Origin of the sequence: Lachnoclostridium sp. An14 (assembly GCF_002160755.1) — a bacterium.
Taxonomy (GTDB): domain Bacteria; phylum Bacillota; class Clostridia; order Lachnospirales; family Lachnospiraceae; genus Lachnoclostridium_A.
The window spans coordinates 62,272-74,813 of record NZ_NFLE01000016.1 but is presented as its reverse complement, the minus strand read 5'-3'; the positions used below and the strand labels follow the sequence as shown (position 1 = coordinate 74,813).

The 12,542-nt window shown below is 54.7% G+C and carries 10 protein-coding genes; all 10 read right to left on the bottom strand.

The features are described from left to right. Positions 1 to 6: 6 nt before the first annotated feature. The 10 genes from B5E84_RS10795 to B5E84_RS10750 all read right to left on the bottom strand — a co-directional run bounded on the left by B5E84_RS10795 (position 7) and on the right by B5E84_RS10750 (position 12,304). Entirely contained in the window at positions 7 to 1,875 is a 1,869-nt protein-coding gene (locus B5E84_RS10795; protein ID WP_087222572.1) for a TRAP transporter permease, read from the bottom strand. 43 nt (positions 1,876 to 1,918) lie between these two features. Further along, positions 1,919 to 2,941: a TAXI family TRAP transporter solute-binding subunit gene (locus B5E84_RS10790; protein ID WP_204248576.1), complete on the bottom strand. Its 1,023-nt coding sequence runs from the start codon at positions 2,939 to 2,941 to the stop codon at positions 1,919 to 1,921. 89 nt (positions 2,942 to 3,030) lie between these two features. Then, entirely contained in the window at positions 3,031 to 3,681 is a 651-nt protein-coding gene (locus tag B5E84_RS10785) for a GntR family transcriptional regulator (RefSeq protein ID WP_087222570.1), read from the bottom strand. Positions 3,682 to 4,216: 535 nt separating this feature from the next. Continuing rightward, the gene (locus B5E84_RS10780; RefSeq protein WP_087222568.1) at positions 4,217 to 5,359 is read right to left on the bottom strand and encodes a glycerate kinase family protein; all 1,143 of its coding nucleotides are present in this window, start codon (positions 5,357 to 5,359) and stop codon (positions 4,217 to 4,219) included. Between the two features lie 152 nt (positions 5,360 to 5,511). Then, entirely contained in the window at positions 5,512 to 6,411 is a 900-nt protein-coding gene (locus B5E84_RS10775) for a dihydrodipicolinate synthase family protein (protein ID WP_087222594.1), read from the bottom strand. Positions 6,412 to 6,474: 63 nt separating this feature from the next. After that, the gene (garR, locus tag B5E84_RS10770) at positions 6,475 to 7,374 is read right to left on the bottom strand and encodes a 2-hydroxy-3-oxopropionate reductase (RefSeq protein ID WP_242963349.1); all 900 of its coding nucleotides are present in this window, start codon (positions 7,372 to 7,374) and stop codon (positions 6,475 to 6,477) included. A gap of 216 nt (positions 7,375 to 7,590) precedes the next feature. Continuing rightward, on the bottom strand, positions 7,591 to 9,465 hold the full coding sequence (locus B5E84_RS10765) for a PrpR N-terminal domain-containing protein (RefSeq protein WP_087222564.1): 1,875 nt from the start codon (positions 9,463 to 9,465) through the stop codon (positions 7,591 to 7,593). Then, on the bottom strand, positions 9,453 to 9,947 hold the full coding sequence (locus B5E84_RS10760; protein WP_334293414.1) for an NUDIX hydrolase: 495 nt from the start codon (positions 9,945 to 9,947) through the stop codon (positions 9,453 to 9,455). Before B5E84_RS10760 ends, B5E84_RS10765 begins: the two co-directional genes overlap by 13 nt. Positions 9,948 to 10,200: 253 nt before the next feature. Continuing rightward, a complete protein-coding gene (locus B5E84_RS10755) occupies positions 10,201 to 10,725 on the bottom strand; it encodes an adenine phosphoribosyltransferase (RefSeq protein ID WP_087222560.1) in 525 nt (174 codons plus the stop codon). Positions 10,726 to 10,750: 25 nt separating this feature from the next. Then, positions 10,751 to 12,304 (bottom strand): FMN-binding protein, encoded by a 1,554-nt coding sequence (locus B5E84_RS10750; RefSeq protein ID WP_087222558.1) that lies wholly within the window; start codon positions 12,302 to 12,304, stop codon positions 10,751 to 10,753. Positions 12,305 to 12,542: the final 238 nt, after the last annotated feature.

Here is a 12,542-nt window from a genome sequence, read left to right as displayed (position 1 = left end):
CCCCGTTTAAGACATCGCCGCTGTCCGTTTCCTCTCTTTTGCAATCTGAGTCGCATACACCAGCGCGATCAGCACCACGCCGATGACATCGGACACCGCCCCCGGCATCAGCATTCCGACGCTGCCCAATAGTACGACCGCAGTCTGAATCCAGGACAGATTGCCCTTAAAATACCGCTGCACGCCCGTGGCCAGCCCGTATGAACCGATCAGAGCCGTTACTACAGCCAGCCCGATTTCCACCGGTGTCCCTTTTCCCAACAGAGCCGGATTCAGACAGAATAGGAACGGCAGCAAGAAACCAGCCAGACTCAAACGCCACGCAATAAATCCTGTTTTCATAGCATCCCCATTGGCAATACCTGCCGCGGTATAGGCAGCCACCGCTACCGGCGGCGTCACGTTGGCCATGATTCCAAAATAGAATACGAAAAAGTGAGCCGCGATCTTTGCTACTCCCAGCTGCTCCAGCGCTGGAACAATCAGCGTGGCCAGAAGTACATAGGCCGCCGACGTAGGCATTCCCATTCCCAGAATAACGGAGGTGAGCATGGTCAGCAGCAGCAGAACCATAACGTGCCCGCCAGAAAGGGCAATCAAAAGGGAGGATAACTTGTATCCAATACCGGTCAGCATTAAAATTCCAACGATAATTCCCGCCGTGCCGGTGGTCAGCGCCACGCTCACCATGCCTTTGGAGGAACCGGCCACCAGTTTCATCACTTTCCCAAATTTTTCTCTCCGTCCCGGATACAAAAGCATAATGAGAATCAGGGCGATAATGGAGAAGAACGCCGATTTTTGAGCCGAATACCGCACTCCCACCAGCAGGAAGATCAGAAGCAGTAACGGCAGCAGCAGATACCAGCCTTTTTTCAGCTCCTCTTTAAAATTAGGCAATTCTTCCTTCGGCTGTCCCAGCAGGTTATGCTTTAATGCCTCCAGGTCGATCATCATAAACAGCGCAATGTAAAACAGAATCGCTGGTATAATCGCTGCGATCAGCACGTCCTGATAAGAACCGATATAATCTGCCATGATAAAAGCTGCTGCTCCCATCACCGGAGGCATGAGCTGGCCGCCGGACGAGGCCGCCGTCTCCACCGCACCGGCAAAATCCGCTCGAAATCCACTTTTCTTCATCAGGGGAATGGTGAAGGAACCGGTTCCCACCACATTGGCCACCGCGCTGCCGGAAATGGTTCCAAACAAGCTGCTGGCTACCACCGCCACCTTGGCAGGGCCGCCCCGGAAACCTCCCAGCAGAGACTGGGTCAGACGGATAAACACATCGCCTGCACCGGACGCCTCCAGCACCCCTGCAAAGATCACGAAAATGGACACGTAGATAGCCGACACCCCCAGGGGCGTTCCAAAAATTCCATTCGTTCCTTTAAACAGCAGTTCCACAATCCTGGACCAGTCGTATCCTCTGTGAGCAATTCCCCTGGGCAGATGAGGCCCCAGAATCGCGTAGACAATACAGAGAATGGCAATAATAGGCATAGCCGCCCCTACTACGCGCCAAGTGAAAAAGAGGAGCATGAGAATCAAAATGGTTCCTAGAACCAGATCAATGGTGGACATGGTTCCTGTCTGTTTCCACATATCGTTGGCGATTGAGTAGGAGTAGATTCCGATAACCGCCAGTGCACCGATGAGCACGATCTGGTAGGCCAACCGGATCCCTGCCTTTTTCGTCTTGACCAGATCGTAGCATAGAGGAACCAGCATCATGCTGAATACCAGATGGACAATCCTCTGCTGATAGGCCGGGAGTGCGCCGAAATACGACGTATAGATGTGAAACACCGCCAGGACCAGCCCGATCACAAACACTCCTATTTCCTGAATTTTACCTTGTATTTTCTCCATAGCCGATCTCCTTATCCTCTGTGTCTGCCCGCAGGCCAGACCCTTACTTCATCGTTCCAGCCTCCTCCAGATACTTTACAGCTCCTGGGTGCATTTCCACTAAGCCCTCCAGGCCTCTGGTGGCATTTTCCAGGCTCCACTCGTCACACTGGGGATAAGCGGCTACCAGGGCATCGTTATTTTCATACAGAGCTTTCACCATCTGGTAGATCTCCTCCTCCGGAATGTCCTTATGAGCGATCATAATGCTGGCACTTCCGAAAGTATACTCTACTGGCTCGTCCTGTCCGTTGTAAACATCCGCCGGAATCGTTGCCGGAATATAGTAGCTGCACTGCTCCATGATCTGATCATACTGCTCCTTGTCCAGATCCAGCAGACGGATCTCCTTCGAGGCTGCAGCTGTGGACACCGGAGATGCGGGAATGGTACTCATAATGCAGACTGCATCCACGTTGCCGTCCGTCAGAGCCTCTGCCCCGTCACCGTGGGCCAGATACTCCGGCGTCCAGTCCGTGTTGATCTCATAGCCGTAAGCATCCATAATAGTTTTCATCGCGTCGCCCGCAACGGATCCGGCAGGTCCTACAGCGACCTTTTTCCCTTTCAGATCCGCATAGGACTGAATGGGACCGTCCTTCAGCACATAGACCTGCAAGGTGGTCAGGTGTCCGCCCATGACTCCCATCAGCTCTCCCTCCGGCACCTGCTTTCCTTCAAAGCTGCCTTCCCCGTTCAGGGCCAGGGCCAGCACATCCGAGGCGGTCATCGCCAGCTCTACACTGCCATTTTCCGCCAGGAGGATATTTTCGGAGGAACCTCCGGTAATCTCAATATTAGCGGATACTCCCGGCACATTCTTATTGATAATATCTGCCATTGCCGTTCCAATAATGGAGAACGCGCCTCCTGATGAAGATGTGGCAATAGAGATATACTTTGTTTCTCCCGTATCCCCCGTCTGTGCCACTCCTGTTTCTTCACCGCCCGAACATCCTGCCACAGCGGACATCATAAAAGCTGCTGCCACCATAATACCTGTTGCTCTTTTTCCCATTTTTTTCATGTTTTTCCCTCCATTTTCTTAATTGTTATAATTAATATAACTGTTATAACATACAAAGATAAAAAATCCTTCTCCAGATTTTTCTCATACTAGGAATTTTCATCGTTTATCAGCAATACCAATGAATCATTAATGTGCTCCCGCATCACCTGTTCCGCGTGATCCGGATCCCCTTTTGCTATTTCATCTACTAAATAGCGATGCCAATACCTAGGATATGTTACTCTGGGCGCATTTGTCCCGATTGCCCTGCAAAGGACATAGAACAAATTGATCCGGCGCAAAGTATCCATTAAAAGACTATTTCCCGTAAATTCCGTCAGCTTTCTGTGAAACAAAACGTGGCTGTTCCGACTGTCGATCACAGTCTCTGCTTTATACGGCACGGTGTCCAGCTCCGTCGCAATTTCCATCAATACGGTACGCTGTCCCTCTGTCATATGTTTTGCCAGATGCCGCGCTGACTGACACTCGATTGCCTCTCTGAGCTGATATACTTCTCGGATCTTTTCCACTGTGGGTGTCGTGACAAAAGATCCCCACTGAGGTTTCGACTCCACCAGTCTGTCTTCCTCCAGCCTCTTTAAGGCTTCGATAACTGGTATTACGCTGACCCCTGTCACCTCTGCCATTTTTCGGCGGGAAAGTTTCATGCCTGGTGGGAATTCCCCATCCAGAATTTTCTGTGATATGATCTGGTACGCCACATCTGCGGCGGTCTGAAAGGTTTCCTCTGCCATGTTTCTACCCCTTATTCGTTCATTTTACTCTGCTTATATTTAATATTTTTCCATATTTCTCCTTTTTTGTCCACTCCTTTCTTTGTTTTAATCAGATTATATAACTGTTATAACACATTGTCAATAATTTAACTGTTTCTCCGTCAATTCCTCTGTTTTAGCCAAATCACCCCCTATGTTTTTATGCAGTTTTCATATGATCCAATTTAGGAAAAGGTAATGACTACTAATAATAACAGGACGGCTTACTTACAACACAGAACCGTTTATGAATGAAACTTGAGAGTTCTTGAAAATATCTTAATGTGTTCGAAATCATTTTCCCACTGTGGCCACGATACATAGAAGAAAAGAAAATGATTAAAAGTATGCGCTGCAGTGCACACTCGCGCCGGAGCGCGGCTGCGTCAACAGCCATCTCCCTCTGCACGGAGTACGCACCTCTCCGGAGGCTTTTGTGGCCTAGGACACAAAAAGCTGCGAAACATAACCAACAATCCCGGTTATATTCCGCAGCCTAGCTTACCAACTTAAGTTACTTCTCCATCTCCATCCCCACCTTCACCATCCGGAACATCCGGTCTGCGGCGCCCTTGTAGAGCTCCACGGCCCGATCCAGGGCCTCCTCGATGTCCATGGCTCCGTTGATGGTGGGAAGAATGCTCTCCACGCCGAAGTCGAAGATCTTCTCCGCCCCGTCTCCCATGCCGCCCACGATGGCTACCGCCGGGATTCCTTTTTTCTTGCAGCGCATTCCGATGCCGCTGGGTACTTTTCCGAAGGCGGACTGCCAGTCGATGCGGCCCTCGCCGGTTACCACCAGGTCCACGCCCTCCAGCAGCTTGTCAAACTCGATCAGATCCAGCACCGTCTCAATGCCGGACTTCATGTTCGCCTTTAAAAATACCTTAAACGCGGCTCCCAGCCCTCCGGCCGCTCCGGCGCCCTCAAAGTGGTCCGCGTCCACGCCCAGTTTCTCTAAAATCACCTGGGCATAGTGTTTCATATCCGCCTCCATCCGGTCCAGGATCTCCGGGGTGCCGCCCTTCTGCTTTCCGAAGGTGTAGGTGGCTCCCGTAGGCCCTGTAAGGGGGTTGTTCACGTCGCACATCACCGTAAACTCCGTCTCCTTCACCGCCGGGTGCAGGCCGCTTATATCAATGTCCGCCACCTTTCCCAGGTCAGAGCCGATGCCGGAGAGCACATTCCCGTCTTGATCCAGGAATTTCACACCCAGGGCTGTCATGGCGCCCATGCCTCCGTCGTTAGTGGCGCTGCCGCCGATGGCGATGGAAATCTTCCGGTAGCCGCTGTCAAGGGCGTCCCGGATCAGCTCCCCGGTGCCGTAGGTGGTGGTGTTTAGCGGGTTGCGTTTCTCCACGGGAACCATGGGCAAGCCGGAGGCCGCAGCCATCTCGATGATGGCGGAATCCCCGTTAAACTCGCCGTAGGAGCTCTCCGTCTCCTCCATTAACGGCCCGTGTACCGTCACCTTCTTGATATTCCCCTTGGTCACAGCGATCACAGCGTCCACAGTACCTTCGCCGCCGTCAGCCACCGGCACGCCGAAGGTCTCACAGCCGGGGAAAATCTTCTCCGCCGACTCCGTCAGAAGGCTGATGATGTTCTCTGAGGACAGAGTCCCCTTGAATGAATCCGAAGCAAATAAAAATTTCATACTATCCTCCATTTCCACATTGTACCGCACAGGATCTTTCCTTTAGTATAGCACGCCGGAAGGCCTCTGTACAGACAGACCGGCAGCCTGCCATATCTGGGTAAGCCGCCGGTCCGTTGGATGTATCATATTATTTATTCATTAGGCATTTTTCAGATCAATCCTGCCTTGTGCATTTCCGTCTTGATCTTGTCAAGCACAGGACCTTCCGGAGTCGGCAGATTCGGGGTGTAGGGAACTCCTACGTTTCTGCCCCGTAAATTTGCCATATCCTTCGCGGCAACAGGGAAACTCGCGCCGTCCATGGACAGTCTCACCGGGATCAGCTTAAACTGAGCCTCTAAAGATCCCTCCAGGTCACCGGCCACGTACTTGTTGTAAACGTCGGTGATCAGCTCCGGCATGAAGTTGGCAGCCGTGCACACTCCGCCCACAGCGCCGTGGCACATGGAGGCGTACAGCAGGGTGTCCTTGCCGCCGAATACCTTAAAGCCCACATCTCTGGTCCGTCTGATGAACTCAGCCGTCTGAGTAATGTCGCCGCTGGTATCCTTCATTCCTACGATATTGGGAACCTCGTGTGCAAGGCGCTCCACCAGGTTGGCGGACATGGTGTAGCCCACACGTCCGGGGTTATTGTAAAGCAGCATGGGAGTTTCCGGAACGCACTCCGCAATGGTCTTAAAGTGCTGGAAAAGCTCGGTTTCCGTGGGCTTTAAGAACATGGGCTGAAGAACGGAGATTCCAGCTGCCCCTGCCTCTACGGCCATCTTCGCCAGCCTGCAGCATTTCTTTGTGCTGATGGCGCCGATTCCAAAGTAAACCGGTACACGCCCCGCTGCCTGGTCCAGCATGATTTTTAAGCCCCGCTCCATCTCGTCTTCCTCGACCACATAGAACTCGCCGTTGCTTCCGAAAGCCAGAATGCCCAGCACTCCGCCCTCGATCACATAATCCACCTGATCTCTTAATTTCCCTTCGTCAATCTTCTCATCAGCGTCAATCGGAGTGAGAATCGGAACGACTACGCCCTTGATAAAATCTGTATTCATGATAAACATTCTCCCCTGCTACAACTTCATTTTCTGCCTTTTGGCAGCCGCCTTCTGTCTGAATTAGTGTTTCTCCGGCTCTACAACCACGTTGCCAACCTTCTCATAGTACTTCACAAGGCTGGAGTGATCCTCTTTCTCGTAGCCGTCTGCCTTTAAGCACTGCATCATCTCCATGAGCTGTCCGGTCAGCGGAACGGGAGCGGAAATGGCGTGAGCGGCGTTCAGGGCGTTGTTTAAATCCTTGATGTGCAGCTCAATGCGGAATCCGGGCTTGAAGTTTCTGGAAAGCATCATGGGAGCCTTGGCATCCATAACAGTGGAGCCTGCCAGGCCGCCTCTGATAGCCTGATATACTAACTCCGGATCGGTGCCGGCCTTCTTCGCGAACGCGAGAGCCTCGCCTACAGCGGCGATGTTGCAGGCAACGACGATCTGGTTTGCCAGTTTCGCAACGTTTCCGGAGCCAAGCTCGCCAACGTATACAACAGATCCAGCCATTACCATTAACAGATCGTAGTACTTGTCAAACAGCTCCTTCTTGCCGCCTACCATTACGGAAAGAGTTCCGTCGATGGCCTTCGGCTCTCCGCCGGATACAGGAGCGTCCAGCATATCAATGCCTTTCTCTGCCAGCTCTGCGCCGATCTTCTTGCTCTCCACGGGATCAATGGAGCTCATGTCGATGACAACGGTGCCTTCCTTAGCGCCCTCGCAAACGCCGCCCTCGCCTAACAGGGCTGCTCTTACGTGAGGAGAGTTGGGAACCATGGTGATGATCACATCACATTTCTCCGCTACTTCCTTGCCGCTCTGCGCTGCCTCTGCGCCGCAGGAAACCAGGTCTGCCACTGCATCTTTATTGAAATCGAACACTACCAGCTGGTGACCAGCCTTGACTAAGTTCTTGCTCATCGGTCTGCCCATGATACCTAATCCGATAAATCCTACCTTCATTTCAATTACCTCTCTTTTTATTTTTTATTGGAGAGACTCTGGATTTCCGCCCGGAACCTCGTCCTCCGGAAACCTCTCTCTCATCGTTGACCTCATTATAGCGGGGTTTGTCTGGGATTTCCATGGACATTTTCCATGAAAACAAGGTTGTTTTTTGTGGATTGTCCATATTTGTCATTAAAATGAAATTTATTTATTTCATTTATATCAAAATAACTTCATCTATTCCAGCCCATACTTCTTCATCCAGCGCCAGAGCGTCGCCTTGCTGATCCCCAGGGCCTGGGCCGCCTTCTCCCGGCTGCCGTTCCACTCCTCCAGAGCCATCTCCACCGCCAGCTTCTGCCGGTCCGGGCGGCCGCCCTTTACCGCGTCCCCCAGGCGCAGCTCCCCGTCCATATGGGGGTACAGCTCCGCCAGCAGGCCGTTTACCATGTCCTCGTCGATGGAACGCTTTCCCGCTGTGAGAATGAGCCGTTCCATAAAGCTCTCCGCCTGTACCAGATTCCCCGGCCAGGTATACCGCTCCAGGGCCTTTTTCGCCCCCGCCGTGAGCACGTGATACCTGGAATATTTCCCGCACATGGCTTTTAACGACTGTTCCAGCTTTTCCGTCAGATCCTCCGGCCGCTCCCGCAGAGGCGGGATCCGCACCAAAAGGCCGCCGGCGGCAAAAAACAGCTCCCGCAGGAATTTCCCCTCCCGGGTCAGCTCCGCCAGGGAAACCTCCGAGGCCAGAATCAGCCGTACATCCGCCCGCGTCTCCTGCAATCCGTCCCCGCCGCGGCGGACATGGCGCTCCACCAGCTGGCAGAGGCTGTCCTGAGCCGCCAGGCAGAGCCGCTCCGCCCCGTCTAAAAACAGGGTGCCGCCCTCCGCCCTGGCCGCGGCCCCGTTTTCCCCAAAGATCAGGGACGGCTGGTCAGCGGCGTCCACAGTGCCGCAGTCCACCCGCAGAAAGGGGCCGGAGCTGACCATGCCGTTGCTGTGAATGCACTGGGCCAGGAGCCATTTTTCCGTGCCGCACTCCCCCTCAATGACGATGGGAGAATCGGACAGGGAGTAAAGCTTGGCCTTTCGCAGGCATTCCTGCATAGCGGGAGATTTCTGGAGCAGGTCGCCAAAATCCCCGGCGGCCCGCAGCCCCCACCTGGTTTTCTCCGTCTTTTCCCGCTCCTTTTCCGCCCGTCTGGGCTTGATTCTGGTGCAGGTAAACACCGCTCCTTCCGCCCGGCCGTCCACCACAATGGGGGCCAGATCCGCCAGGTAGGCGTTCTTTTCCATCCGCAGAAAACAGGAGTAGTTTTCCGTCCCGGTTTCCAGGGCCCGTTTTAACCCGTCCTCCTCCGTCTCCGGAAATACCTCCCACAGCTTTTTTCCCGTCACCTGCCGCTCTTCCCGGCCCATCATCTGTTCCATCATGGGGTTGGCAGACAGGATGGTTCCCGTGCCGTCCAGACGCATCACCCCGTTGGTGGAGTAGTCCAGAAGGGTTTCCATCTGAGCGGCGTTCCGTTTCTCCGCGCCCATAGCAAAATCCATGCGCTCCGCCACGGAAAAAGCCGTCCGGATGGAGTCCTCGGTGGTGGATAAAAACAGGGACGGCACTCCGGCAGCCGAGGCCGCCTCCACCGCCGTATCTCCGCCGATAATCAGCTCCGCCCCGTCGGCCACCGCCTCCGCCGCCGCCTCGTGCAGGCTCACGTCCCGGCCCGCGTAGTAAGCCGTCAGCTCAATGTCGTAGAGGGTGTCAAAATAGGTCATGTCGCTGAACATATTTTTAAAGCCCACCACAGCGATCCGCGGGCGCTGTTTCTTTAAGATCTGTTTCGCCCTGGTGACCAAAAGCCCCATTTCCTGGGCAGTGATCACGATTTCCACCACGGGAATGTCGGTATACTGTTTAATTAAAGAGGCCTGCAGCCCCCTGGCGATGATGATGGTGGCTCCCCCGGCGATCATCTGCCTGGCCTCCATCACCGTGTCCTCCGTCCGCACCACCTTCATCTCCTGGATCTCGTACTGTTTTTCCTGGAGAATGTTGTGGGCCTGGAAAAGCATCTCCTCCCGGGAGACTAACAGCACTATTTTTCCCATGCCGCTCCTTTCTTATCCGCCGCGCCGTCCACCCGCACGTGGACCAGTTTCCCGTCGCTGTACACCAGTTTCATGGAGAAAAACGGGGTATCCTCCCGCATCAGGAGGGGCAGAAACAGCCGGTCGCCCTCCCACAGGCTCAAGCCTTCGATCTCCTCCTTGGGAATCCAGCGCAGCTCTCCCTCGTTACACTCCCGCAGCTCCCCCGTAAATCCGTCCGCCGTGTACACACACATATACTCCACCTCGTCCGGGGCGGGCACAAAGGTCACGATTCCGCGAAACTGATAGGAGGTCAGGGTCAGCCCCGTTTCCTCCTTTACCTCCCGCTCCAGGCATTCTCCGGGGCTTTCCGTCCCTTCCAGATGGCCGCCCACGCCGATCCACTTTCCCTCGTTGATGTCGTTTTTCTTCTTGTTCCGGTAAAGCATCAGATATTTCCCGTCCCGCTCCAGGTAGCAGAGCGTCGTCATTTTCACCATCTTCATCCTCCATCCGTCCTTTCTGCCGCCGGCTTTCCCGGTGCGCGGCCTGTTGTTCTCTCATAAAAAGTGTGCGCTTGGCGCACACTCGCACCGGAGCGCGGCTGCGTAAACAGCCATATTCCTCTGCGCGGAGTGCGCCACCCGCCGGAGATTTTGGCGCCGTCGGGCCCGCCGTTTCCTACGGCATCAAAAGCGCGGCGCGGCAGACCTTCCGCCCGCCGCGCCGCTCTCCTGTTTCTATTTGATTTCTTTAATGTCCTTCGTAGATTACCAGGGATTCCACCGGGTATTTGCTCAGTTTCTCCCGCCCCTTCAGGCCTGCCAGCTCCATCACGAAACAGATCTTTACCACTTCGCCCCCAAGCTGCTCGATCAGCTTGATAATCGCCTCCATGGTGCCGCCCGTGGCCATCAGGTCATCCACGATTACCACCTTCTGGCCCGGCTTGATGGAATCCTTGTGCATCTCGATCACCGCCGTGCCGTACTCCAGATCGTACTCCATGGCGATGGTCTCGCAGGGCAGTTTTCCCTTTTTCCGCACCGGCACAAAGCCCTTATGCTCCGCGTAGGCCACCGGCACGCCGAAAATGAATCCTCTGGACTCCGGGCCCACCACCACGTCGTACTCCACGTCCTTCAGCATATCAATCAGGCCGTCCACCGCCAGTTTCAATCCGTCCGGATCCTGCAAAATGGTGGTAATGTCCCGGAAAATGATCCCCGGCTCCGGAAAATCCGGAATACTTCTGATGTAATCCTCTACTTTTTTCATCTTAATCCTCCTTTTGAGCCGCTGCCTATTTGGCCGCCTGCCTCATACAGTCCTCCACTCCGTTTACGAAACCGTATACGTTTATGCTCACTCCGCTCACCGCGTCCGTGTAGCCTTCCTCGTCTGCCAAGCCGGAGGCCGTCTGGTTCTCCACCACGTACTCCGCGAGGGCCTTCGCCTGGTCCGCCCACAGCAGCCCGTCCTCCGTCATCACGTACTTGCCTTCCATGGACAGCTGTTTCTTGCCCTCTCCGGCCTCATTTACCGCATCCCAATCGCAGGAAACGATGGCCCCGTTTTCCACCGTCAGCTTAATCACGTTTTTATAGCCTTTTTCGTCAAACTCCTCGTCCTCGTATACGTACTCGCCGTCCGCCAAGGCCTTCGCCACGGCGGTCTCACCGGCCGCCTGCCTCATACAGTCCTCCACTCCGTTTACGAAACCGTATACGTTTATGCTCACTCCGCTCACCGCATCCGTGTAGCCTTCCTCGTCTGCCAGGCCGGAGACCGTCTGGTTCTCCACCACGTACTCCGCGAGGGCCTTCGCCTGATCCGCCCACAGCAGCCCGTCCTCTGTCATCACGTACTTGCCTTCCATGGACAGCTGTCTCTTGCCCTCTCCGGCCTCATTTACCGCGTCCCAATCGCAGGAAACGATGGCCCCGTTTTCCACGGTCAGCTTAATCACGTTTTTATAGCCTTTTTCGTCAAACTCCTCGTCCTCGTATACGTACTCGCCATCCGACAATGCCTTCGCCACGGCGGTCTCACCGGCGGCCTGTCTCATACAGTCCTCCACTCCGTTTACGAAACCGAAGATATTGATGCTTACTCCACTCACCGCGTCCGCGTAGCCTTCCTCGTCTGCCAAGCCAGAGGCCGTCTGGTTCTCCACCACGTACTCCGCGAGGGCCTTCGCCTGGTCCGCCCACAGCAGCCCGTCCTCCGTCATCACGTACTTGCCTTCCATGGACAGCTGTTTCTTGCCCTCTCCGGCCTCGTTTACCGCATCCCAGTCACAGGAAACGATGGCTCCGTTTTCCACGGTCAGCTTAATCACGTTTTTATAGCCTTTTTCGTCAAACTGCTCGTCCTCGTATACGTATTCGCCGTCCGCCAGGGTCATGGGCTCCGCCGCGGAGCTGTCCTGCTCCTGTATCTCCTCGCCTCTGGCCTGAGCCAGGGCCTTGTTCACCGCTTTTTTCAAAGCCTCACTGGTTTTCGTGGCGCCGCTGACGCTGTCCACCTCGGCGGACTGACTGCGGAGCATTAAAAAGGGCAGGTCATTTAACACCCTTCCCCCGATCTCCGGCGTCTCCTTTTCACCGGCCACCTGGATGGAAACGATTTCCCGGTCCGTCACCTCTACCTGAACCGTCACCGGCCCGCCGTATCCTCTCGACTCCCCAGTGTAAATTCCCGGCGTATAGATCGCGGTTTCGCTGATGGGACGTCCGATCCGGCTGAGGCTCCTGTAAATGCCTGTGGAACCGGCCACCAGCGCCGCGCCGGCCACCGCCATAATCCCCAGGCCGATCCAGTTTTTCGTCGTTTCCCGCATATTCTTATTTTCCATTGTTCCTCCTATAAGGTATGACTTAATCACATCGTTATTATATTATCATAGCGCGGCGGCGCGCACAACTCTTTTCTCACGGTTTTCCCGAGGGCGGAACACGGTTCTCTGGACGAAAAACACGCCGGTTCCCGCTTTGCCGTCCCATGCTCTCTTTTTAGTTTGCCGGATTCTCATGATTTTAGCCGGAAATTAGAAAGGAATCACCAAAGGCGCGGACCGCATTCCTGCCATCCGC

Excerpts from the sequence above, each read along its gene's own strand:
- B5E84_RS10795 (WP_087222572.1), bottom strand. The coding sequence starts at position 1,875 with ATGGAGAAAATACAAGGTAAAATTCAGGAAATAGGAGTGTTTGTGATC.
- B5E84_RS10790 (WP_204248576.1), bottom strand. The coding sequence starts at position 2,941 with ATGAAAAAAATGGGAAAAAGAGCAACAGGTATTATGGTGGCAGCAGCT.
- B5E84_RS10785 (WP_087222570.1), bottom strand. The coding sequence starts at position 3,681 with ATGGCAGAGGAAACCTTTCAGACCGCCGCAGATGTGGCGTACCAGATC.
- B5E84_RS10780 (WP_087222568.1), bottom strand. The coding sequence starts at position 5,359 with ATGAAATTTTTATTTGCTTCGGATTCATTCAAGGGGACTCTGTCCTCA.
- B5E84_RS10775 (WP_087222594.1), bottom strand. The coding sequence starts at position 6,411 with ATGAATACAGATTTTATCAAGGGCGTAGTCGTTCCGATTCTCACTCCG.
- B5E84_RS10765 (WP_087222564.1), bottom strand. The coding sequence starts at position 9,465 with ATGGGAAAAATAGTGCTGTTAGTCTCCCGGGAGGAGATGCTTTTCCAG.
- B5E84_RS10760 (WP_334293414.1), bottom strand. The coding sequence starts at position 9,947 with ATGGTGAAAATGACGACGCTCTGCTACCTGGAGCGGGACGGGAAATAT.
- B5E84_RS10755 (WP_087222560.1), bottom strand. The coding sequence starts at position 10,725 with ATGAAAAAAGTAGAGGATTACATCAGAAGTATTCCGGATTTTCCGGAG.
- B5E84_RS10750 (WP_087222558.1), bottom strand. The coding sequence starts at position 12,304 with ATGGAAAATAAGAATATGCGGGAAACGACGAAAAACTGGATCGGCCTG.